Here is a 21,611-nt window from a genome sequence, read left to right on the forward strand (position 1 = left end):
TTAAAAATAGCATAAAATAGGAGGAGGGAAAGTTGTGTCTCAAAATAAAATTATTCTGATAATTTCTCGCGAAGAGTGATTTTGTTTCATGTCCATTACGGGGCGAATTGGAAAAAGGTTGATGGGAGAAGGTTTTGAGATCAATTGACCTTGTAAAAATAAGTTTGCTTAGGTCAACACATTTCTATGTATCCTATTTTGCTGACAGAAGCGAATCATGTTGCTGTAGACCCACACGGGCTTTGCTTTGTAAGATAAATAATAGAAAAGTGATGTGTGAGGAGGCGCGGTTTGACATGGAGCGCTATAACGAATTAAAACAAGGTGAAACAGGTGCTTGGGTCAGCATCATTGCCTATGTGATCTTATCTGCGGTGAAACTCATTATTGGGTATGTGTTTCATTCAGAGGCTCTTTCGGCAGATGGATTGAATAATACGACAGATATTATTGCATCTCTTGCTGTATTGATTGGGCTGCGTATTTCTCAAAAGCCGCCTGATGAAGATCATCCATACGGTCATTTTAGAGCAGAAAATATTGCGTCACTTGTGGCTTCCTTTATTATGATGCTTGTTGGGCTTCAGGTTCTGCTGAGTGCAGGCCAGTCGCTTTTCTCATCTGAGCATCAAACGCCTGATATGATTGCGGCTTGGACGGCAGCAGGAAGTGCTGTTGTGATGTACGGTGTGTATATTTACAACCGCAATCTGTCCAAACGAATCAATAGCCAGGCACTTCATGCGGCAGCTGCTGATAATAAATCAGATGCGTATGTGAGTATTGGGACATTTGTAGGGATCATCGCCTCCCAATTTCAGCTGGCATGGATTGATACGCTTGCTGCGTTTGTCATAGGTTTAATTATTTGTAAAACGGCATGGGAGATTTTCAGAGATGCCTCTCATTCGTTAACAGACGGCTTTCATATAAAAGATATGTCAAAATATAAAGAGACCATTGAGGAGACACCAGGAGTGGGCGATTTGAAAGATATTAAGGCGCGTTATCTTGGAAGTACAGTCCATGTAGATGTGGTGGTTGAGGTAGAGCCGCATTTAAACATTGCAGAAAGCCATGAGATTGCAGATGAAATCGAACGTAGAATGAAAAAGGAACATGATATTTTACATTCTCATGTTCATATGGAACCAGCAAGTGCGCCTAAAGAAGAGAAGAAGTCTTTTCCATCGTGAGAAGGCTTCTTTTTTATACGTGTTGATATTTTATGCAAATGCGCGTTGTATGGTAAAGTTAGACTATATGGAATTTGACAGAAACGTGATAGGGGGATCAGGATGGCATTTGATGAACCAATACATTCAGATTTACAAAAAATCGTAGATAACATCAATAAAGTCATGGTTGGGAAAAAAGACATTACGATATTAAGCCTTGTTGCGATTTTGGCGAAGGGGCATGTGTTATTAGAGGATGTGCCTGGCGTAGGGAAGACGATGATGGTTCGTGCTTTGGCAAAATCTATAGGCTGTGAGTTTAAGCGAATCCAGTTCACTCCTGACCTTTTGCCTTCAGATGTAACAGGTGTGTCGATTTATAATAAAAAGACAAATGAATTTGAATTCAGGCAAGGACCGATTATGGGGCAGATTATTTTGGCGGATGAGATCAATCGGACCTCTCCTAAAACACAATCAGCACTGCTTGAAGCGATGGAAGAGGGCAGTGTCACTGTGGACGGAGAAACGATGCCGCTTGCGGATCCTTTCTTTGTCATGGCTACACAAAATCCAGTGGAATATGAAGGAACCTATCCGCTGCCAGAAGCGCAAATGGACCGGTTTTTATTCAAGCTGCAGATGGGGTATCCAACGATGCTAGAGGAGCTAGAAGTGCTCAACTTGCAGGAGAAGCAATCCCCGATCGATACACTTCAAGCTGTGATGACAAAGGAGCATATTCATGCTTTGCAGCAAGCTGTTCAAACCATTCATGTGGATGCATCTATTAAAGAATATATTGTGGAAATCGCTCAAGCGACGCGGAATCATCCATCTGTTTATTTAGGCGTTAGTCCAAGGGGATCGATCGCCCTCATGAAAGCGGCACAGGCGTATGCACTTTTGAATCAGCGTGATTATGTCATTCCTGATGATGTACAGTATTTGGCGCCATATACATGGCCGCATCGAATGATTTTGACATCAGAAGCGACGTATGAAGGGAAGAAGGCGGAGACACTGCTGCGACAGCTGCTTGAGCAAATTGGCGTACCAGTTCAAAAGTCGATGACGCAATGACGTCACGTGACCGTTTCGCTATTTCATTATGGTTACGGGTGATGATGCTCATCATCCTCACTGCCGCAGCCTTTTGTTATGCCATGTTTCAGGGCGGCTTTGTAAGCTGGTTCCTTTTTTATGCGTGTTTACCATATGCTTTGTATGCTTTGCTATTTGCGCTCGTTCCGCTTCGCGCGACAGCGAAAAGGACATTGCAGCACACCCGGTTGAAGGCGGGGGATGTGCTGTCTGTTGACATTGACATCAAGCGAACGAATCCATTTCCGTATGTGTACGTCTTAATTGAGGATGATCCGCCGGATACCTTCCACTTGCAGGAACAAATTGAAATGAAGCAAATGCTGTTTCCCTGGTTTCGGAAAACGTGGCGATTTTCTTATCAATTGGATGATATTGTGCGTGGAGAGCATCAATTAACGGCGGTTAGAATCAAAACGGGTGATATGTTTGGGTTTGTTGAAAAAGAAGTGATTCTTCCATTAGAAGACAAGCTGCTTGTGTATCCAAAATTGCTGGATATTCCAGTTGAACCTACTGAATCGGTGAATGAAAATGGAGGCAAAGCGGTGCACTCGTGGTTAAATGAACCGACCAATGTGACGACAGGCGTGCGAGAATACCAGCAAGGAGACCGTTTTGCTTGGGTGGACTGGAAAACGACGGCCAGAAGAGGTCAGCTGATGACGAAGGAGTTTGAACAGAATCAAACAAAGGATCTTGTGGTGTTTGCTGATTTTACGGATGAAGCCGTATTTGAAACAGTCGTGTCTATTGCAGCCTCTGTTCTTCAAACGGCTGTGAAAAAAGGGGTGCCGTCAGGCCTTGTACCTCTAGGAGATCAGCATGCCTTTCGAGTGGATCAAGGAGAACTTCATTTACAGGACATGCTTTATTATTTGACAAGGGTGCAGTATCAGCCTTTTCGTGCACTAGAATATCAATCGTTAGCAGCGAGTGAGTACCAGCATTCAGGAAAATATATCATCACGGGTCAGCTACAGGAGGAGCTTGTCACCAGTCTTCTTAGACATCGAAACAAAAAGAACATCACCGTTCTTTTAGTGAAGAGAGCCGTGGACCGATTGACGACAAAAGAAAAACAGCTTGTAGACCGGCTCAAGGCTTCTGGAATACGTACCACCCTTTTATTTGAAGACCGGCTGCACGAAAGAACTGTGAGGTGACAAACATTTATGCTGCATACGCATCAGCGGCAAAGCCGTTTTGAGTTGTTCATCTATTATGCTGTAGCATTTCTGCTGCTTTGGGAGTGGCTTCGTCCACTTCAGGATTTTACAGAGACGAGTCATACGTCTTATTTCATCATTTTTATCGGGCTTACGTGTTTGTTTACGTTCTTTCGTCTTAAGTGGTATGTGACGTTTCCGATTTGTGCTGGACTGATTTTGCTTGCCTTATATTTGATCTTTTATCAATCAGAGCCAAGCTTTCCGGCTGCTTTACTTGCTGATATGAAAGATAATATCACGTTCATGAGCACTGGCATGTGGAGTGACATGTATCCGTCTTTCCGTACATTGTTGTTTTATATTTTGCTGTGGCTGCTTGTTTACTTGCTTCATTATTGGGTGGTCTATCAGCAGCGTATCTTTTTCTTTTTACTGATGACGATTGTGTATGTCACGATCCTTGATACGTTTACGCCATATGATGCGACCTTTGCAATCGTTCGAATTATGGTGTTTGGCTTTTGTTTGCTCGGATTGCTGTATTTTGATCGACTGCGTTCGGCTGAAGGCATTCGGGTCTCGCAGAAAGCGCGTCTTCAGTGGTTTTTACCGATGCTGGCGCTTGTTCTCGTATCAGCGTCACTCGGCGTTTCTTTGCCGAAGTCTGATCCGAAATGGCCCGATCCTGTCCCGTTTTTTAAGGCGGTCACGAATCAAGATAACGCAGCCGGGCAGAATAAGGTGGGATATAGTGCAGATGATTCGTCGCTTGGCGGACCGTTTAGTGAGGACCGGACACCGGTCTTTAAATGGAGCGGAAAGGAGCCGTCTTATTTTCGTGTAGAAACAAAAAGCATCTACACGGGAAAGGGCTGGGAGGATGCTTCAAATGATATGAAGCCTACTCGGTTAAAGGACGACGAGGTGCCGAACCGCTGGTTTACCGAGCAGGTGAAAACAGAGGAGCATGAAACGAGAGTCGATATGGAATCGGATTATCGTTTTCATCATGCAGTTTATCCAATTGGGACGATCAGGTTGACGCCAATGGAAAATATCCCGCTGCAAATGATAGGCAAAACAGAGAAAATTGTGCCGTCTATTCAAAACTCGCCGAAAAATTTAGGGAACTATCAAGTCAGCTTCTTATCACCTACATTTATCCTTGAGGACTTGCAGCGGATCAAAGTGCCGACCAAGCAGCAGGTGAATCAGCAGGTCGGACGTGAATATTTGCAGCTTCCATCCTCACTCCCAGAGCGTGTGAAAACTTTGGCAAACAGCTTAACGGAAACGAAGGATAATATGTATGATAAAGCCAAAGCGATTGAGGATTATTTAGGGTCTGCGAAGTTTTCATATGAAACGCAAAATGTCGCCGTGCCTAGTCGAAACGAAGATTATGTGGATCAATTTTTATTTGATACGATGATGGGCTACTGTGATAATTTTTCAACCTCTATGATTGTGATGCTTCGCTCGATCGGGATTCCAGCGAGATGGGTGAAAGGATATACGTCTGGTCAGTTATATGAAACACAGATGGATGGAAACAATGTGTATGAAGTGACCAATAACAATGCGCATTCATGGGTAGAGGTTTATTTTCCAAACAGGGGCTGGGTGACCTTTGAACCGACAAAAGGATTTACGAACCCAGAAACATTTACGAATGAAACCACTGCTAGCGATCAAACGGATGATCAAAAGGAAGAAGAGGATCAGTCTAGTTCTGATTCAAGCGAAGAACAGCAGCAAGACCAGCCGCAGCAGCAGGAAGCGGAGCAGCCGTCAGAACCAAAGGAACAAACAGCGCAAGCAAAGCCAAGTATGGTGCATGTTGGTTCAATCGTAGGGTATGTGGCCGGAGCTATTGTCCTTCTTGGATTCATCAGCTGGTTGCTTTATCGATTGAGAGCAAGATGGCTGCCATTCTTGATTGTAAGAAAGGTGAAACGTCTGCCAGATGAGGAAGCATTCTTCTATGCGTATGCTGCTCTATTAAAGCAACTTGGGCGCAGGGGAATCGAGAAAAAACCAGGTATGACGCTAAGAGAATTCGCTTCTTTGATTGATGAGAAGGATGGAGATCATGACATGTCAGAGCTGACGCAGCTCTATGAGCGTGCGCTCTATCGACGAGAAGATGTAGCGGCGCTTTGGCGGCAATCCGCAAAGTTATGGGAAAATTTAATAAACAGGAGATAGTCTTGACCGCGTACCTTCCTGTTGTTAGAATAGGTGAATATTAAAACCTTCTAAAATACATGAAATTGAAGCGCTCGGATGTGAGTCTGGGCGCTTCAAAAGCGTGATTCACACTGAGAGCAGGTTTTCTCCTCTCATTTTTTCTGTGCGTTTATAAAAACTATATTGGACATAGAGGTGACACCATGACAAATTTAGTAAATGAAATGATTTTGGTTCTCGATTTCGGCAGTCAGTACAATCAGCTGATCACACGCCGTATTCGTGAATTTGGTGTGTACAGTGAGCTTCATCCGCACACTTTAACTGCTGAAGAAATTAAAGAAATGGCGCCTAAAGGAATCATCCTTTCTGGCGGACCGAACAGTGTTTATGATGAAGGATCTTTCCGCTGTGATGAAAAGATTTTTGATCTAGACATTCCGATTTTAGGCATTTGCTACGGCATGCAGCTGATGACTCACTATTTAGGCGGGAAAGTAGAAGCAGCAAGCCAGCGTGAATATGGAAAAGCAGATATCCACATTAACGGAACACCTGCTTTATTCAAAGACCTTCCGACTGATCAAGTCGTTTGGATGAGCCATGGTGACCTCGTCGTTGAAGTACCAGAAGGCTTTACAGTTGATGCAACAAGTGCACATTGTCCAAACTCAGCGATGAGCTTAGCTGAGAAGAATTTCTATGGCGTTCAGTTCCACCCAGAGGTTCGTCACTCTGAGTACGGTAACGACCTATTGAAAAACTTTGTCTTCGGCGTGTGTGATTGTGATGGTAAATGGTCAATGGAGAACTTCATTGAAATTGAAATGCAGAAAATCCGTGAAACAGTAGGCGACAAACAAGTATTGTGCGCACTAAGCGGCGGTGTAGATTCATCTGTTGTGGCTGTATTGATCCACAAAGCCATCGGTGATCAGCTGACATGTATTTTCGTTGACCACGGTCTTCTTCGCAAAGGCGAAGCAGAAGGGGTTATGAAGACATTTAGCGAAGGTTTCAACATGAACGTGATTAAAGTAGATGCGAAAGATCGTTTCTTAAACAAGCTAAAAGGTGTATCTGATCCTGAGCAAAAACGTAAAATCATCGGTAACGAATTCATTTATGTCTTCGATGATGAATCGGACAAGCTCAAAGGAATCGACTACTTAGCACAAGGAACACTTTATACAGATATCATTGAGAGCGGAACAGCAACGGCACAAACAATCAAATCTCACCACAACGTAGGCGGTCTTCCAGAAGACATGCAGTTCGAATTGATTGAGCCACTTAATACGCTATTCAAGGATGAAGTCCGTGCCTTAGGTTCAGAGCTTGGCATTCCTGACGACATCGTGTGGAGACAGCCATTCCCAGGTCCAGGACTAGGTATCCGTGTACTAGGCGAAATTTCTGAAGAAAAACTAGAAATTGTTCGTGAATCGGATGCGATTCTCCGCGAAGAAATTGCCAACTTCGGCCTTGAGCGCGACATCTGGCAATACTTCACAGTCCTCCCAGACATCCGCAGCGTAGGTGTCATGGGTGACGCAAGAACATACGATTACACAATCGGTATCCGTGCTGTTACATCTATTGACGGTATGACGAGTGACTGGGCAAGAATCCCTTGGGATGTACTTGAAAAGATCTCAACTCGTATTGTGAATGAAGTGAAGCATGTGAACCGTGTTGTTTATGATATTACGAGTAAGCCACCTGCTACGATTGAGTGGGAGTAATAATAAGAAAGCCCAGAATCCTTATTAAAAGGGTTCTGGGCTTTCTTTTTTAAGCATTTGCAAACAAAATATTTATTTTTCTAATCCTAATTTATAAAATTCTTTATTAGAAAGTTTTTTTTCTAATCTAAGTCCTTCGTATTGCTCCTTAATAAAATAATTTTGAAGATTAAATTCATTATCAATATACACATCTATAACTCTTTGTAATAAGGAGTTTGCATAGGCTTCTGCAAATTTTACCAAGTAAGGTATAAGTTTTTTTGAAATATAACCATTATGAACAATTTGATTTCTAGTCTTGTAGATATAATCAATTGTCAATTTAACTTCATCTCTTTTAATTTTCAATCTTTGTATTGCTTCTTTATTATCATTATAAAAGTTAATGGTATTCTCTATTTCATCTAAAAAGCTTACCTTTGTGGTGTATGATAATAATTCATGTTTCCGTTTATCGAAATTGATTAATGATACTCTAGAGTCTTCATTATATGATTCATAGATTCCGACGTCTTTGATAAATTCGGTGGGTATATTTATAGTTTCATCATTTCTATGTGCATCTTGTGTATAATGCCTAGTTAATAAAAAGAGGTTATGGATAGGTCTAAATCTTTCCCAAAGAAAATACATATTAGATACAGTTTCTTTAATAAACGTAAATTTAGTTTCATTATTTTTTTTAGAGATATTAGCTAAACTTTCAAGGCAAATCCAGTAATTTAAAAGTTTATTTTCTTCTGATTCCCAAATAGACTTAGACATGAGCTCAATCACATTGATTATTGAATTCACTTCAATAAACATATTTCTCTTTTGAAGTATATCAATTAAATTAGAATAATCGTTCATTTCTTTATATTTTTCATTATTTAAAAAGATGGGGTGATCTTTGCTGAGTTTTCTTCTAAGAGTTTTTTCATCTCTATTTGAACGGGAGGTTATACCAAAGGTACTGTGCTGAGTGTCTGTTTTTTTTCCTATATATTGTCCATCCCAAAATACTTCTGTATATTTTGATGCGAATTTTAAATTTATTAAATTTAAAAAAATAAAATATTTCTCTTCAGCTTGTTTTTTTGCGATGTTAATAGATGTTGCTTTTACATTAATAATTACGTTACATCGACTTTTATTATCTTCAACTTCATCTGATGATTTTAGGGGTAATGGAAACAATTCGTATGACCATTCTTCTTTATCTAATTTTTGTGTTTGGAGTGGATCGTATATGGATAAACCAAATAATGTTTCGTTTCCATCTACTAGCATACCCCAAACGGGAAATATAAAAGTATAATCAACTTCCTCTAATACCAAGTTCTTTTTAAATATGTTTAATCTATCTTCCAAGCTTAAATTATCAATATATTCTTTAGCCTGGATATCAGGTAATTCTTCAGGAATATATTTAAATAAGATTATAATTTCTTCATCGTTTTGTAAGATATAGGATCTAAAAATTTCATCACATAATTTTTTTACATCGTCTATATCCATTCCGGAAGTTACCAAATCTATTATGATATCTTTTGTTAAATTACTTATTTTAATTCTATGTTCTTTTGAAAATGATTTCTTTTTAAGTAATATTAGTAATTCATCGAATAATATTTGTGCAAAAGATTCATTAGAGAATATTTCTGAAAGTTTTTTTGATAAAATATAAGCTGCTTGTCCATTTTTCTTTTCTAAATAATTTTTTAAAATAAGTAGTTCATCTTTATATAAATGCATATGTTGTTCTTTGAGAAACTTTTCTATTAAGTTTAGATAAACTTTCCGATTGTTCTCACTTTCAAATTTATTTAACTCATACTCATTCCTGATATCTAGTAGAACCATCCTGATATTAATTACATCAATTCCTATCTCTCCATTTTTAACTTCATTTGAAAGAGAATTCCATTTTTCATACCAATACTCTAGAGCTTCACTATACAAAGGGTCTTCGTTAAATATAGCTAATTGCAAAACAACACCTCATTCTTAAATTAATATAAAGGTAGATTTCTATATCTTTTCATTATAAAACTACGTATTAAATGTTCAGATGGATGCGATTTTTCACATCAAATACTTTACTTGTGGGTTCGCATCATATGAAAGGATAAAAAAACAAAGAGTTGATTGATTTCGTTCTTCGCTTCATAGATTGAGGAGTTGCTTTAACTTTTCATTCCTAATCTTCTCCACAACACCACCGCAAGAACAAGCAAAATGACACATTGAATCGAAAGTAAAAGCATTTGTAATTCCACAGGCGTTTGCCCATTTGTGGTTTGATCCACGATATTATGAACGGTATGCCATAAGATCACCCATTGCAAGCTGTTCGTGAGTGCCACGATTTCAGCTACAACGAATCCAAATAAAAAGGCGAATAAGATTTGTGCCACTGTTAATGTGATGCTTTTTCCGCTTAGTAGATTCGCAGCATGACCAAGACCGAATAGGACGGCGGAGCCCCATATGGCAGTGCTCAAGTTGATTTGTTTTAAATATTGGAACAGAATGCCGCGAAAAATTCCTTCTTCAAAAAGACCGACACACACCATGAAGAAACAAAGTGCTAGAAAGGAAGAAACAGTTAAATCCTTGTTGAATCCAGCAATAAACGGAATGGCCTCGATGATAAGGATAGGAAATATCCACATACCGAGAGAGCCTTTTCGAAAACCTATTTCTTTTAAGTGAAAACGGCTTTTCTGAATAATCAATAGAAGAAAGAGACAGCCAGCCAGCATCGCGCAGCCATTGATGATATAGATGTTCATTGGATCGGTTACTTCTTTGATGGATATATAGATACCTGCACTTGTTGGAATGATTAAAGAAAACAGCAGTAGAAGCACAGATTTTCGAATGATTGTCATTGGTTTCATGTTTTGATTCCTCCTCTAACGTCAGAGTAGCGGAATCAAGAAGGAGCCTCAATCAAATCTTTCTAACATGTCAATTTTTAGCCCCAAGATGCATATTAAGAAGTTGTTCGTTTCTTTCGCTGCTGTAAAAGATCGTTGATTTCCTCAGCGGTTGCTTGATCTTTTTTATACAATAGGTACTTAATTACAAAGAATAAAGCCATGACCACAAGAAAATTCACGATAAACGAAAGTGGGCTGATTTCACCGCTGACAATAATGAGGGTTGTTATAATCATACACATCACAAGGACGATATAAAGAATTTGTTGGAAAAGAATCCGTTTATGACTGTACGTTTGCTTTGGGTATAGCAAGAAGGTCAGGGCGCTTGAAAAAAAGGAACTGAACATGATGGCTTGTAAAATGTAAATAGGCATCGCTCCAAACGTAAAACAGTAAATCAGCACTAAGGCAGTAAAGATCATGCAAAATGTGATCAAAAGATTTGTGATATAACGTTTCATCCTGTTCACTTCCTCCGTAACCCAAGTTTCTCTTTTAATGATTGAATATAAAAACGTGAAATCATCACCTTTTCCTCATTTGTAAGCCGTGCTTCAAAACGACCGCTTGTTTTAGGAGAAATAGCGGCAATAGAATCTATATTCAGAATCATCGATTTTGAAATCCTGACATAATCATGCGCTTCAAGCAGTTCTTCAAGTTCAAATAACTTTTCCTTTAAGAGAAACACTCCATCTGATGTATACAAGAACGATCTTTTATCAACACTTTCTATATATAAAATGTCGTGATAATAGACCTTTTTCACTCTTTCTTTCGTAGGTTCTTGTGCTAAGAAATAGGGGGCTGACTGCTCCACTTGCTGGACAAGTTTTTCAATCGCCGGATTGAGCTCATAAATATGAAAAGAAACATACTCTGATTGCGGCTTTTGAATGAATTGAATATCCGTTTTCATTTGTTTCTCCTCTGTCTAAAATAGGATTTTTCGTAATCTCTCTTAAAAATCGAATACATATACACATCATCGAACCTCTTTTGCCCCAATTCATACTCCCTCAATAAACCCTCTCTTACAAATTCGATCTTCTCCAATAATTGAACAGAGGACGTATTTGCTGGATCAATAATGGCTTCAATCCGATTTAGGTTCATTTCCTGAAATCCATATCGCAACACCGCAGTAATCGCTTCCTTCATAATGCCTTTTCTCCAATGATCATGGTGTAATTCATAGCCAAATTCCGTACGGCGGTGCTGTTTTTCTAGATTGAGAAAGCCGCAGCTGCCGATGATGGTCGTATCTCCTTTTAAGGAAATACCCCACCTAATTCCTGTTTGTTCCTTGAAGATTTGGTTATACCAATCGACTTCTTCTTTCGTTTCTTCGATCGATTGATGAGCATCGATTCCCATATAGCGGCACACGGTTTCATTTGATAAGTAGAGGTGCATATCCTCAGCATCTGCCATTGTTGCTTGTTTTAAAATTAGTCTTTCGGTATGTATTGTTGGAAATGATGAGGGGAATGTGATTGGGGTCATTCGTTTATCCTCCATGTGATGGCTTTTGTTCTGTACATGCCTTACAATAAAAAAACCCTTTAATCAGTTTCTTCCATCATACCAAAAATTGAAATGTTTTCTATTGGTTTTCCTGTGTCTTTCGTTGGGTGCGTTCGTGTAAATAAAACGAATACCAAATCATCATCAGCGCTACAAGGCTTGCTAATCCGCCAATCCAGCTTAAATTCGTTATGTTTGAATATTGAATCATTACACCGCCCATTGATGATCCAAGCATCATGCCAATGTTCATGATCGCGGTATTAAAGCTTAGCACGGTTTCTGATGCTTGGGGTTTTAGGGAGATGAGATAAAATTGCTTCGCTGGGGTTGTGGTCCAAGTAGCGATGCCCCATATGGCGAGAGTGATCAAGACACCTGCTGTAGAGAATTGCGTAAAAAAGAGCACAAATAAGGACAACATCTGGATCATGATGCTGATCGAGATGGTTCGGTTTGGTCCCCATTGATCGACGGCAAAGCCACCAAAGCGTGAGCCGATAAAAGCGGAAATTCCTAAAATGAGTAAAGCGATACTAGTCATTTCAAGAGAAAAGCCGGCGGTCTGTCGCAATAATGGAGAGATATAAGCGAAGACCATTGTGTAGCCTAAGATCCAAAAGGCTGTCGTTGCTAAGCCGCTGATCACCCTTTTGTCTTGAAGGATGTGTAATTGCTGCTTCAATGGCAGATGAGAATGCCCCTCCATGCGTGGCAGTAATTGATAAAGAAGTATCAAGAGACAAGCAGTACCTAGCGCGATGATAAGAAAAATATAATGCCAATCCACATGGCCTGATAAAAATGTCCCGATTGGCACACCAAGTACGAGTGAAACTGTAAACCCAGTAATAACCGTTGCCATCGCACTTCCCTTTTTTTCTGGTGGGGCGAGCTGCGCTGCATAATTTGTTGCGAGCACAATATATAAGCCGCCACTCATGGCCATGATGACCCGCGAAAGCATGAGCAGCATAAAGTGATGGCTAAAAAAGGCAAGCACATTACCTGCTATAAACATGGAAATAGCCGATAAAAGAACCTTTTTTCGATTCAATTTCGATGTGGCCATGACTAAAAAGAGGGCACCCACGGCATAAAAAAGAGAATAGATGGTGATGAGCTGACCCGCAACAGGGATTGAGATGTGCAGATCGTCAGAAATGATGTCCAGTATGCCTGATACGACAAATTCTGAAGTGCCTGTGACGAAGGAACCGACGGCTAAAAGTAATATGAGCAATGGATAAGATTTACTTTTCATTTTGAACCCTTCCTTTATGTTGAAACGTTGTATTCATTTTAAATTCCGTGCTAACATAAGTAAAATTGATGTTTTTCATGAAAGGGATGAGTGAATACTCATGAGCTTTGTTCGATTCGAGACGATGGCTAAGGTGGTCGAGCTAGGCAGTTTTACAGCTGCAGCTGAAGCATTAAATATGACGCAGTCTGCCGTGAGTCATGCGGTGGCAAGTTTAGAGACGGAGTGGGGCGTGTCTTTATTCGTGCGTGACCGAAAAAAGGGCATAACGCTGACAGACACTGGCGAAACCCTTCTTCCGCATATAAGAGAAGTGCTAAATAGAGTAGAGAAAATTCAGCAGGAAATTGCGCTCACCAAAAATATTGAATCTGGCTTGATTCGGATTGGAACATTTGCCAGTGCATCCGCTTGTTTATTGCCAAAACTGCTTGTGAGCTATCAGAAAAAGCATCCAAAGATTGAATTTAAGTTCTATGAGGGGACATATGAGGAAATATTGGAGTGGCTCGATTCTGGCATTATTGATGTTGGTTTTGTTGTAAAAGGTAAAGCGGATGAAGCCTTTGATCTGCTGCCACTCATAAAAGATAAAATGGTGGTCGCCTATCACGAAAATCATCGTTTTAAGCAGCAGCCAATTGTAGATATGGAAGAATTAGCGGATGAACCGTTTATTATGCCAACTGGCATGTATCAATCCCATGTAGAGGATATTTTTTCAGAGGCACAAATCAAGCCGTCTATTTTATTTGAAGTGCATGATTGTACGACCATTGCCCGCATGGTTGGGGAAGGACTTGGTGTGACGATAGGCCCTGATTTATTCCTGAAAACGCAGCAACTTGTGCAGATCAGTCATCTGAATGTATCGCATCATCGTGAGGTGGCGCTTGCCTGTCCATCGCTCACGCAAGCTTCTCCTGCTGTGAAGGCTTTTTTCGATGTAGCTGAAACGGTTTTTACAAGAATTCAGTGATGGGTGTATAAAGAACTAGATGTGAATTTCCAAATTCGTGTAATAAGACGAATGAAGCGGACATTTCTTTGAAAAATGTTCGCTTTTCATATTGTGTTTTAAAAATGAAGTTGGTACAATAGACACAGAAATCAAATAGATAGAAGTCGTATAATCGCGGGGATATGGCCCGCAAGTTTCTACCAAGCTACCGTAAATGGCTTGACTACGTCAATTCACACTCGTTTGATATAAATCATGCATTGTTCTTGTTTGATGTCACGGTCTGAATTCACATTGTAGTCAAGCGTCCCAAAATTGTTGGGGCGTTTTTTATTTGACTTGTGAATGGGACAGACTAAAGCAAAAGGACATGAAGGGAGTCAGTTGGCTTTGAAACAGTTTTTTCAGTTTGATGAGTTAGGAACAAATTATCGCAGAGAGATCATCGGCGGTTTAACCACATTTTTGTCGATGGCTTACATCTTGTTTGTCAATCCGATCACACTTGCTTTAGTGGCAGTACCGGATTTTCCAGATAAATTACGAATTGATCAGGGTGCTGTCTTTACAGCGACGGCGTTAGCCTCTGCTGCCGGGTGTATCCTGATGGGATTGATCGCCAGGTATCCGATTGCGATTGCACCCGGTATGGGTCTGAATGCCTTCTTCGCCTTCTCGGTTGTTCTTGGTATGGGCATCTCATGGCAGGCAGCATTATCAGGTGTTTTTGTTTCAGGATTGATTTTCGTCGCCCTTTCTTTAACAGGTTTCCGTGAAAAAATCATCAATGCCATTCCGGCTGAGCTAAAGCTGGCAGTGGGTGCGGGTATTGGTTTGTTCATTACGTTTGTCGGTTTGCAGGGCTCTGGCATTATCGCCAATAATGATAATACGCTCGTTTCGATTGGAAACATTCATAGTGGTCCTGTCCTGTTAACGGTGTTTGGTATCGTTGTGACCGTCATTTTAATGGTTCTTCGCGTCAATGCAGGTGTCTTCATTGGGATGCTTGTGACAGCTATTGCCGGGATGATCTTTGGTCTTGTACCAGTACCGTCTCAAATTGTAGGAAGTATTCCAAGCTTGTCTCCAACCTTTGGTCAAGCCTTGATTCATTTACCAGAAATCTTCTCGATTCAAATGCTTGTCGTGATTTTAACCTTCCTATTCGTTGGGTTCTTTGATACAGCTGGTACACTTGTGGCTGTGGCAACACAGGCTGGTTTAATGAAAAATAATGAGCTGCCGCGTGCAGGAAGAGCACTGCTGGCGGATTCTTCTTCTATCGTCGTCGGTTCTGTCCTTGGAACATCTACAACGACGTCTTATGTAGAATCTAGCTCAGGTGTTGCTGCTGGTGCGCGTTCTGGTTTTGCAGCCGTCGTCACAGGTATTTTCTTCTTGCTTGCGATGTTCTTCTCACCGCTTTTATCCATCGTTACATCGAATGTGACTGCACCTGCTTTAATTATTGTCGGTGCGCTGATGGTCGCTCCGCTGGCGAAGATTGCATGGGATCGTTTTGAAATTGCGGTACCAGCTTTCTTAACGATGATTATGATGCCACTGACATACAGTATTGCAACAGGGATTGCGGTTGGCTTTATTTTCTACCCGATCACCATGATCTTTAAAGGGAAAGCCAAGGAAGTGCATCCAATTATGTACGGATTGTTTGTCATTTTTATTCTATACTTTGCTTTCTTGAATCATTAATGATTTCACCCAAAACAGCCGCTCGTGTTAGCTGCTGTTTTTTTGTTGAGGAAAAATAAAAACATAGTTGACTTATAGGAATTATGTGTTTATGATAAAAAGACATAATTCGCTGATTGGATCACCAAAGGCGCTTTGATTTCCTTTTTTCAATAGAAGGTTTCAGGGTGCCTTTTTTCTGTTACACATTCATTAAAAAGGGGAGGAGATGTCTTGTGTCACGCTGGCTTAGACAGGTGATTGAACGGAAAAAGCAGGTGCTGATTCAAAAGCTCCTTTTATGGGGGCATGAGGAAAAACAGGAAGCGCTCATGCATTATACGATTCATGAGCTGGAAAATGAGGTTCTCTATTTAAAAGAGCGAAAACAAAAATAGGGGGATGAGCGATGGATGAACAAAAGCTGAATTATATTTTATCTGCCTTAAAAGGGATCGACTATGGATCAGTGGTCATCACCATTCATAATGGACATATTACACAGGTTGATACGACCAAAAAGACTCGGTTCCCCGCTCATCAGGAGAATCTCCGGGTCCCGCAAGGAAAGCGGAGTCAATATCGTTGACCATGAATTTCAACATTGATAAAAAGCTGATGGAGGCCGTCAGCTTTTTTGTTTTGTCTTATTTTCTCTCCATTTTAAAACCTCTGCTACCTTTTATCCGTCTATTCGTATGAACGTCAAGGAATCTTGACTGAATAGAGAGACTCCGCTACTTTAAGAGGAGTCATCCGAACAGTTCATGCACTTGAGCACTGTAAGGATTGGATAGGAGTTGATATGAGATGTTAGAGAAAGATCAAGATCAGGGGACATCTGAAAAGAAAAACGAAGAGTCATCAATAGATCAAGAAACAAGGCAATCCCGCCTCAGTCGCAGCGCTGCAAAACGAGGAAGAACCTCAAAATCAGCGGATGATGAGCGTTCAGCTATCCAGCGTATACTGCAAGGTGTAGGAGGCGCGTTTAAGCGTTATGGTTCATATGGACTGGCGATGTTAAAATCACCGAGCCAGGCCATTAATCAAGCGGAAACATTGCGTATGAAGTACGCCTGGATCTCGATTGTGTTATTCAGCGTGTTTTTTGCTTTAGGCAACTATGTTCAATTAAAGGCGTCAAAGACCCGCTTATTAGGCTTTGGCATTCATTATTCTTTTGGCGACGCCTTTTTGAAGGTAGCGGTCTTTACACTCATTCTGTTGACATTGATGATGCTTACCGTCTGGCTGCTCGGAAAGTACATGCTAAAAGGAAACATATCACTGAAAGAAGTGATCATGAAGTTTGGCGCTGCGCTTGTGCCGGTTTTGGTTTTATCCATCTTTTGGCTTGTATTTGCCATGCTGAATATTCCATACGTGACTGTCATATTATCCGTGATGATGTTTTTCGGTCTCCAGTTAATAGCGGTGGTGCTGTTTCATTCGATTCAATCAGAGCATGAAGGCATGCGCGGAGATTTGATGTATGCTGGATGGGTCTTTTTATTGGTTGAGCTCATCATCATTGCGCTGCTTTGGGGCATTGTTGGAGAATATTTGATTCCATCACTTGTTCCTGTCCGGTTTGGATAAACATCGTGAACCTCCTTTTTTCATAAAGGGGGTTTTTATGTTGAGAAGAGGAAAAAACGGGTAAACTCTTGGTAACAAAGACCACCCTTGATGTCGAAAGATAGATGTGTTTTTCTCGCGCAAATTTGATTGTATCAAGGTATGTTCTCTAGTAGAATATGGGGTGCTTTATTTGATTTTTAGTGCAGGGGGTTCGAATCGTGCTTCAACAACTTTTATCCAATGCGTTCACCATGGTTTTGATCATTTTAGTGATTAATATTGTCTATGTCTCTTTTTCCACCATGCGTTTGATTTTAACAATGAAAGGCAGACGGTACGCAGCTGCTTTTGCTGGTACGATCGAAATGCTCATTTATGTGATTGGGTTAAGTATCGTACTTGATAACTTAGATCAAGTACAAAATATCATTGCGTATGCGCTAGGCTATGGGATGGGGATCATTGTCGGGATGAAAATTGAAGAGAAGCTGGCACTTGGCTACACAACGGTTAATGTGATTACAAAAGAATTGGATGTCGATCTCCCAAGACAATTGAGAGAAAAAGGATATGGCGTCACCAGCTGGGTAGCAGGCGGTCTTGAAGGAGACCGGACAGCGTTGCAAATTTTAACACCGAGAAAATATGAGCTGCAATTATATGAAACGATTAAAACGCTGGATTCAAAGGCGTTTATCATTTCATATGAGCCTAAATCGATTCACGGCGGCTTCTGGGTGAAGGCTGTGAAGAAAAGGAGAATTAAAGAATGACCGCAAAACCAAAGAAGAAAAAATTCTACGTGGAAGACAACATGACGATCGACCAAGTGTTGTCCCAGATGGCAGAGGAAGGCTATTCACCTGTCCGTCGAATGGAGGAGCCCATTTTTCAGGAAAAGAAGGAAAATGGGTCGATTCAGATCATTCCGATTGGGAAAAAAATCGTATTTGAAGGAAAAATAGTCTAAATCCGAACATTAAAACGACGACTTCATAGATTGTTCGATAAATCCGTTGACATCATGAACATCCGTTGTTAAGATAAACATGAAATCAAAACACGAGCCTCATATAATCTTGGGAATATGGCCCATAAGTTTCTACCCAGTTACCGTAAATGACTGGACTATGCAGGATAGTGAACAAAACTGACATGGCGTTTCAAAAGCGAACAGCGCTTACCATGGCCCGGTTTGTGTTGCTTCCTAACAATGCAATGCAAATCGGGCCTTTTTGTTCGGCGTTTGACAAGCTGCTTAGGTTTGGGAAGCGTGTCAAACGATACAAAATCGAATATCAGCTTAAAGGTGGGGACAAAATGAAGCCGCTTGTAGGTGTCATCATGGGAAGTACATCTGATTGGGAAACAATGAAAAATGCGTGCGATATCTTAGAGGAATTAGACATTCCGTATGAAAAACAGGTTGTATCCGCACATCGGACACCTGACTTGATGTTTGAATATGCGACGGAAGCAAGAGGTAAAGGACTCAAGGTCATTATTGCCGGTGCTGGAGGCGCAGCTCATTTACCGGGGATGGTCGCAGCGAAAACGACACTGCCGGTCATTGGTGTGCCTGTACAATCAAAAGCATTAAATGGACTGGATTCCTTATTATCCATCGTTCAAATGCCAGGCGGTGTACCAGTTGCCACAGTGGCGATTGGCAAAGCCGGTGCCACAAACGCAGGTCTTCTTGCCGCACAAATGATTTCAGCATTTGATGAAACAATTGCCGCTCGCCTTGAAGAAAGAAGAGAGCAAACAAAACAGACTGTATTAGAAAGCAGTGATCAGCTTGGCTAAGCAGACCATTTTTCCAAACGCAACCATCGGGATCATCGGAGGAGGGCAGCTTGGCAGATATATGGCTGTCAGCGCAAAGCAAATGGGGTACCGGGCAGCTGTCTTAGATCCGGTCACACAATCTCCTTGTGGACAGGTGGCTGATACAGAAATCACAGCTGCATACAGTGACCTTGAAGCGATTCGAAAGCTGGCAGAAATCAGCGATGTGGTGACATATGAGTTTGAAAACATTGATTATGATGCGCTCAATCAGCTGAAGGAAGAGGCCTATTTACCGCAAGGAAGTGAACTTCTTCTTTTAACTCAAAATCGTGAAACCGAGAAAAAAGGGATTGTAGACGCAGGCTGTGAAGTAGCGCCTTATCGCATCATTCATGATGAAAAGGAGCTAGAAGCCGCAGTGGACGTGCTTGGTTTGCCAGCCGTGCTGAAAACATGCCGAGGCGGTTACGATGGAAAAGGACAGTACGTGATCAAAGAGAAAGGTCAGCTGCATGAAGCTGCTGCCTTGCTCACTCATGGAACATGTATTTTAGAAAGCTGGGTCCCATTTCAAATGGAGCTCTCGGTCATCGTCACGCGGTCTGTTCACGGGGAAATTGCGGTATTCCCAGTCGCTGAGAACATTCATAAGCACAATATTTTGTTCCAAAGCATTGTACCTGCAAGGGTGGATGACCGCATTCAAGAGAAGGCGAAGGGGCTGGCAACGACACTGGCTGAAAAGCTAGGCTTAGTCGGTACACTAGCGGTAGAGCTGTTCCTGACAAACGAAGGAAAGCTGCTCGTCAATGAACTGGCACCACGCCCGCATAATTCTGGACATTATACACTCGACTTATGTGAGACGAGTCAGTTTGAACAGCATATTCGCGCGATATGTGGTTTGCCGCTTGGCGGTACAGCCCTTTTATCTGCGGGCATGATGGTGAACTTATTAGGCGATGAAGTGGATATCCCAAAAGAGCATCCTGAGCTTCTAAAAGAAGCGAAGCTTTATCTATATGGAAAGCATGAAGTAAAAGCCGGCCGCAAAATGGGGCATATGACATTTATGAAGCAGCTCGATGATGAATGGATGACAAACATCACAAAGATATGGACTGAAAGAGATGGAGGAAACGGGAAATGATCGAACGTTACGCACGACCAGAAATGTCAGCAATCTGGACAGAGGAAAACAAATTTAATGCATGGCTTGAAGTAGAAATTCTCGCTTGTGAAGCTTGGGCAGAGCTTGGCGTCATTCCGAAAGAGGACGTTGTGACAATGCGCAAAAATGCAAGCTTTGATATTGAACGTATTTTAGAGATTGAACAAGACACACGCCACGACGTGGTTGCCTTTACGCGTGCTGTATCTGAATCTCTAGGAGAAGAAAGAAAGTGGGTTCATTACGGATTAACCTCTACAGACGTAGTGGATACGGCGCTTTCATATCTATTAAAACAGGCGAATGATATCTTGCTCAAGGACATTGAGAGATTTGTTGACATACTAAAAGAAAAAGCAAAAGAGCACAAATATACCGTCATGATGGGCCGTACACACGGTGTACACGCTGAACCGACAACATTTGGCCTAAAGCTTGCTCTTTGGTACGAAGAAATGAAGCGTAACTTAGAACGTTTTAAACAAGCAAAAGCAGGCATCGAATACGGCAAAATCTCTGGTGCTGTTGGCACATATGCAAACATCGACCCGTTTGTTGAGCAATATGTATGTGAAAAGCTTGGCATTAAAGCTGCACCAATCTCTACCCAAACCTTGCAGCGTGATCGTCATGCAGATTACATGGCTACTCTTGCACTCGTCGCAACGAGCATTGAGAAATTTGCTGTTGAAATTCGTGGTCTTCAAAAGAGTGAAACACGTGAAGTCGAAGAGTTCTTTGCAAAAGGACAAAAAGGATCATCGGCTATGCCGCATAAGCGGAATCCAATCGGCTCTGAAAATATGACGGGAATTGCCCGCGTCATCCGTGGTTATATGCTGACTGCTTATGAAAATGTGCCGCTTTGGCATGAGCGCGATATTTCTCATTCATCTGCTGAGCGCATCATTTTACCGGATGCAACGATTGCACTGAACTATATGCTGAACCGTTTCTCAAATATCGTGAAAAACTTGACGGTCTTCCCTGAGAATATGAAACGCAATATGGACCGCACACTTGGCTTGATTTACTCACAGCGTGTTCTTCTTGCATTAATCGATACAGGCATGGCACGTGAAGAGGCGTATGACACCGTTCAGCCAAAGGCAATGGAAGCGTGGGAAAAGCAAGTGCCGTTCCGTTCATTAGTAGAAGCAGAAGAGAAAATCACTTCACGCTTAACACCTGAACAAATCGCTGACTGCTTCGATTACAATTATCACTTGAAAAATGTCGATATGATTTTCGAACGTCTAGGTCTTGCGTAAGAAATGGACCGCCTGCTCGTCA

21 protein-coding genes and 2 riboswitches are annotated in these 21,611 nt (G+C 41.3%); of the genes, 15 read left to right on the forward strand and 6 right to left on the reverse strand.

Annotated elements, in window-relative coordinates; all coding sequences use genetic code 11:
* The first annotated feature begins 296 nt into the window (after window positions 1–296).
* From IEE86_RS13030 to guaA, 5 genes are all read left to right on the forward strand, one after another.
* Window positions 297–1,196, forward strand: a complete 900-nt coding sequence (locus tag IEE86_RS13030; protein ID WP_191097599.1) for a cation diffusion facilitator family transporter — start codon at window positions 297–299, stop codon at window positions 1,194–1,196.
* Between the two features lie 102 nt (window positions 1,197–1,298).
* Window positions 1,299–2,261 (forward strand): AAA family ATPase, encoded by a 963-nt coding sequence (locus IEE86_RS13035; RefSeq protein ID WP_191097600.1) that lies wholly within the window; start codon window positions 1,299–1,301, stop codon window positions 2,259–2,261.
* The gene (locus IEE86_RS13040) at window positions 2,258–3,448 is read left to right on the forward strand and encodes a DUF58 domain-containing protein (RefSeq protein WP_191097601.1); all 1,191 of its coding nucleotides are present in this window, start codon (window positions 2,258–2,260) and stop codon (window positions 3,446–3,448) included. Before IEE86_RS13035 ends, IEE86_RS13040 begins: the two co-directional genes overlap by 4 nt.
* Before the next feature lie 9 nt (window positions 3,449–3,457).
* The gene (locus tag IEE86_RS13045) at window positions 3,458–5,662 is read left to right on the forward strand and encodes a transglutaminase TgpA family protein (protein ID WP_191097602.1); all 2,205 of its coding nucleotides are present in this window, start codon (window positions 3,458–3,460) and stop codon (window positions 5,660–5,662) included.
* Between the two features lie 185 nt (window positions 5,663–5,847).
* Window positions 5,848–7,389, forward strand: coding sequence for a glutamine-hydrolyzing GMP synthase (gene guaA / locus IEE86_RS13050; protein ID WP_191097603.1), 1,542 nt, complete (start codon window positions 5,848–5,850; stop codon window positions 7,387–7,389).
* A 72-nt stretch (window positions 7,390–7,461) separates the two neighbouring features.
* Here the strand turns inward: guaA and IEE86_RS13055 are convergent, their stop codons facing one another.
* From IEE86_RS13055 to IEE86_RS13080, 6 genes are all read right to left on the reverse strand, one after another.
* Window positions 7,462–9,366 (reverse strand): hypothetical protein, encoded by a 1,905-nt coding sequence (locus IEE86_RS13055; RefSeq protein WP_191097604.1) that lies wholly within the window; start codon window positions 9,364–9,366, stop codon window positions 7,462–7,464.
* 194 nt (window positions 9,367–9,560) lie between these two features.
* A complete protein-coding gene (locus IEE86_RS13060; RefSeq protein ID WP_191097605.1) occupies window positions 9,561–10,277 on the reverse strand; it encodes a CPBP family intramembrane glutamic endopeptidase in 717 nt (238 codons plus the stop codon).
* Between the two features lie 95 nt (window positions 10,278–10,372).
* Window positions 10,373–10,783, reverse strand: coding sequence for a hypothetical protein (locus IEE86_RS13065; protein ID WP_191097606.1), 411 nt, complete (start codon window positions 10,781–10,783; stop codon window positions 10,373–10,375).
* A 5-nt stretch (window positions 10,784–10,788) separates the two neighbouring features.
* Window positions 10,789–11,241 (reverse strand): LytTR family DNA-binding domain-containing protein, encoded by a 453-nt coding sequence (locus IEE86_RS13070; protein WP_191097607.1) that lies wholly within the window; start codon window positions 11,239–11,241, stop codon window positions 10,789–10,791.
* Window positions 11,238–11,828, reverse strand: a complete 591-nt coding sequence (locus tag IEE86_RS13075) for a GNAT family N-acetyltransferase (RefSeq protein WP_191097608.1) — start codon at window positions 11,826–11,828, stop codon at window positions 11,238–11,240. The genes IEE86_RS13070 and IEE86_RS13075 overlap by 4 nt, the downstream gene beginning before the upstream one ends.
* A 100-nt stretch (window positions 11,829–11,928) precedes the next feature.
* The gene (locus IEE86_RS13080) at window positions 11,929–13,113 is read right to left on the reverse strand and encodes an MFS transporter (protein WP_191097609.1); all 1,185 of its coding nucleotides are present in this window, start codon (window positions 13,111–13,113) and stop codon (window positions 11,929–11,931) included.
* Window positions 13,114–13,213: 100 nt separating this feature from the next.
* On the opposite strand from IEE86_RS13080, the gene IEE86_RS13085 reads away from it, so the two are divergent.
* The 10 genes from IEE86_RS13085 (at window position 13,214) to purB (ending at window position 21,589) form a co-directional block, all read left to right on the forward strand.
* On the forward strand, window positions 13,214–14,092 hold the full coding sequence (locus IEE86_RS13085) for a LysR family transcriptional regulator (RefSeq protein ID WP_191097610.1): 879 nt from the start codon (window positions 13,214–13,216) through the stop codon (window positions 14,090–14,092).
* Between the two features lie 126 nt (window positions 14,093–14,218).
* Window positions 14,219–14,320: riboswitch (purine riboswitch) on the forward strand.
* Window positions 14,321–14,464: 144 nt separating this feature from the next.
* Complete coding sequence (locus tag IEE86_RS13090) at window positions 14,465–15,790, forward strand: NCS2 family permease (protein WP_191097611.1); 1,326 nt, start codon at window positions 14,465–14,467, stop codon at window positions 15,788–15,790.
* A gap of 215 nt (window positions 15,791–16,005) precedes the next feature.
* Window positions 16,006–16,167 (forward strand): hypothetical protein, encoded by a 162-nt coding sequence (locus IEE86_RS13095; protein WP_166644707.1) that lies wholly within the window; start codon window positions 16,006–16,008, stop codon window positions 16,165–16,167.
* Between the two features lie 11 nt (window positions 16,168–16,178).
* The gene (locus tag IEE86_RS13100; RefSeq protein WP_191097612.1) at window positions 16,179–16,358 is read left to right on the forward strand and encodes a YezD family protein; all 180 of its coding nucleotides are present in this window, start codon (window positions 16,179–16,181) and stop codon (window positions 16,356–16,358) included.
* A 221-nt stretch (window positions 16,359–16,579) separates the two neighbouring features.
* A complete protein-coding gene (locus IEE86_RS13105) occupies window positions 16,580–17,371 on the forward strand; it encodes a hypothetical protein (protein ID WP_191097613.1) in 792 nt (263 codons plus the stop codon).
* Between the two features lie 200 nt (window positions 17,372–17,571).
* Window positions 17,572–18,126: a DUF2179 domain-containing protein gene (locus IEE86_RS13110; protein WP_191097614.1), complete on the forward strand. Its 555-nt coding sequence runs from the start codon at window positions 17,572–17,574 to the stop codon at window positions 18,124–18,126.
* Complete coding sequence (locus IEE86_RS13115; RefSeq protein WP_099727399.1) at window positions 18,123–18,323, forward strand: NETI motif-containing protein; 201 nt, start codon at window positions 18,123–18,125, stop codon at window positions 18,321–18,323. Before IEE86_RS13110 ends, IEE86_RS13115 begins: the two co-directional genes overlap by 4 nt.
* Window positions 18,324–18,402: 79 nt before the next feature.
* Window positions 18,403–18,504: riboswitch (purine riboswitch) on the forward strand.
* Window positions 18,505–18,673: 169 nt separating this feature from the next.
* Complete coding sequence (gene purE, locus IEE86_RS13120; RefSeq protein ID WP_050945777.1) at window positions 18,674–19,162, forward strand: 5-(carboxyamino)imidazole ribonucleotide mutase; 489 nt, start codon at window positions 18,674–18,676, stop codon at window positions 19,160–19,162.
* The gene (purK, locus tag IEE86_RS13125) at window positions 19,155–20,297 is read left to right on the forward strand and encodes a 5-(carboxyamino)imidazole ribonucleotide synthase (RefSeq protein ID WP_191097615.1); all 1,143 of its coding nucleotides are present in this window, start codon (window positions 19,155–19,157) and stop codon (window positions 20,295–20,297) included. Before purE ends, purK begins: the two co-directional genes overlap by 8 nt.
* On the forward strand, window positions 20,294–21,589 hold the full coding sequence (purB, locus tag IEE86_RS13130) for an adenylosuccinate lyase (protein WP_191097616.1): 1,296 nt from the start codon (window positions 20,294–20,296) through the stop codon (window positions 21,587–21,589). Before purK ends, purB begins: the two co-directional genes overlap by 4 nt.
* Window positions 21,590–21,611: the final 22 nt, after the last annotated feature.

Origin of the sequence: Bacillus crepusculi, from assembly GCF_014764715.1 — a bacterium.
In the GTDB taxonomy this organism is placed as follows: Bacteria; Bacillota; Bacilli; order Bacillales; family Bacillaceae; genus Bacillus.

Excerpts from the sequence above, each read along its gene's own strand:
- IEE86_RS13030 (WP_191097599.1), top strand. The coding sequence starts at position 297 with ATGGAGCGCTATAACGAATTAAAACAAGGTGAAACAGGTGCTTGGGTC.
- IEE86_RS13035 (WP_191097600.1), top strand. The coding sequence starts at position 1,299 with ATGGCATTTGATGAACCAATACATTCAGATTTACAAAAAATCGTAGAT.
- IEE86_RS13040 (WP_191097601.1), top strand. The coding sequence starts at position 2,258 with ATGACGTCACGTGACCGTTTCGCTATTTCATTATGGTTACGGGTGATG.
- IEE86_RS13045 (WP_191097602.1), top strand. The coding sequence starts at position 3,458 with ATGCTGCATACGCATCAGCGGCAAAGCCGTTTTGAGTTGTTCATCTAT.
- guaA (WP_191097603.1), top strand. The coding sequence starts at position 5,848 with ATGACAAATTTAGTAAATGAAATGATTTTGGTTCTCGATTTCGGCAGT.
- IEE86_RS13060 (WP_191097605.1), bottom strand. The coding sequence starts at position 10,277 with ATGAAACCAATGACAATCATTCGAAAATCTGTGCTTCTACTGCTGTTT.
- IEE86_RS13065 (WP_191097606.1), bottom strand. The coding sequence starts at position 10,783 with ATGAAACGTTATATCACAAATCTTTTGATCACATTTTGCATGATCTTT.
- IEE86_RS13070 (WP_191097607.1), bottom strand. The coding sequence starts at position 11,241 with ATGAAAACGGATATTCAATTCATTCAAAAGCCGCAATCAGAGTATGTT.
- IEE86_RS13075 (WP_191097608.1), bottom strand. The coding sequence starts at position 11,828 with ATGACCCCAATCACATTCCCCTCATCATTTCCAACAATACATACCGAA.
- IEE86_RS13080 (WP_191097609.1), bottom strand. The coding sequence starts at position 13,113 with ATGAAAAGTAAATCTTATCCATTGCTCATATTACTTTTAGCCGTCGGT.
- IEE86_RS13085 (WP_191097610.1), top strand. The coding sequence starts at position 13,214 with ATGAGCTTTGTTCGATTCGAGACGATGGCTAAGGTGGTCGAGCTAGGC.
- IEE86_RS13100 (WP_191097612.1), top strand. The coding sequence starts at position 16,179 with ATGGATGAACAAAAGCTGAATTATATTTTATCTGCCTTAAAAGGGATC.
- IEE86_RS13105 (WP_191097613.1), top strand. The coding sequence starts at position 16,580 with ATGTTAGAGAAAGATCAAGATCAGGGGACATCTGAAAAGAAAAACGAA.
- IEE86_RS13115 (WP_099727399.1), top strand. The coding sequence starts at position 18,123 with ATGACCGCAAAACCAAAGAAGAAAAAATTCTACGTGGAAGACAACATG.
- purE (WP_050945777.1), top strand. The coding sequence starts at position 18,674 with ATGAAGCCGCTTGTAGGTGTCATCATGGGAAGTACATCTGATTGGGAA.
- purB (WP_191097616.1), top strand. The coding sequence starts at position 20,294 with ATGATCGAACGTTACGCACGACCAGAAATGTCAGCAATCTGGACAGAG.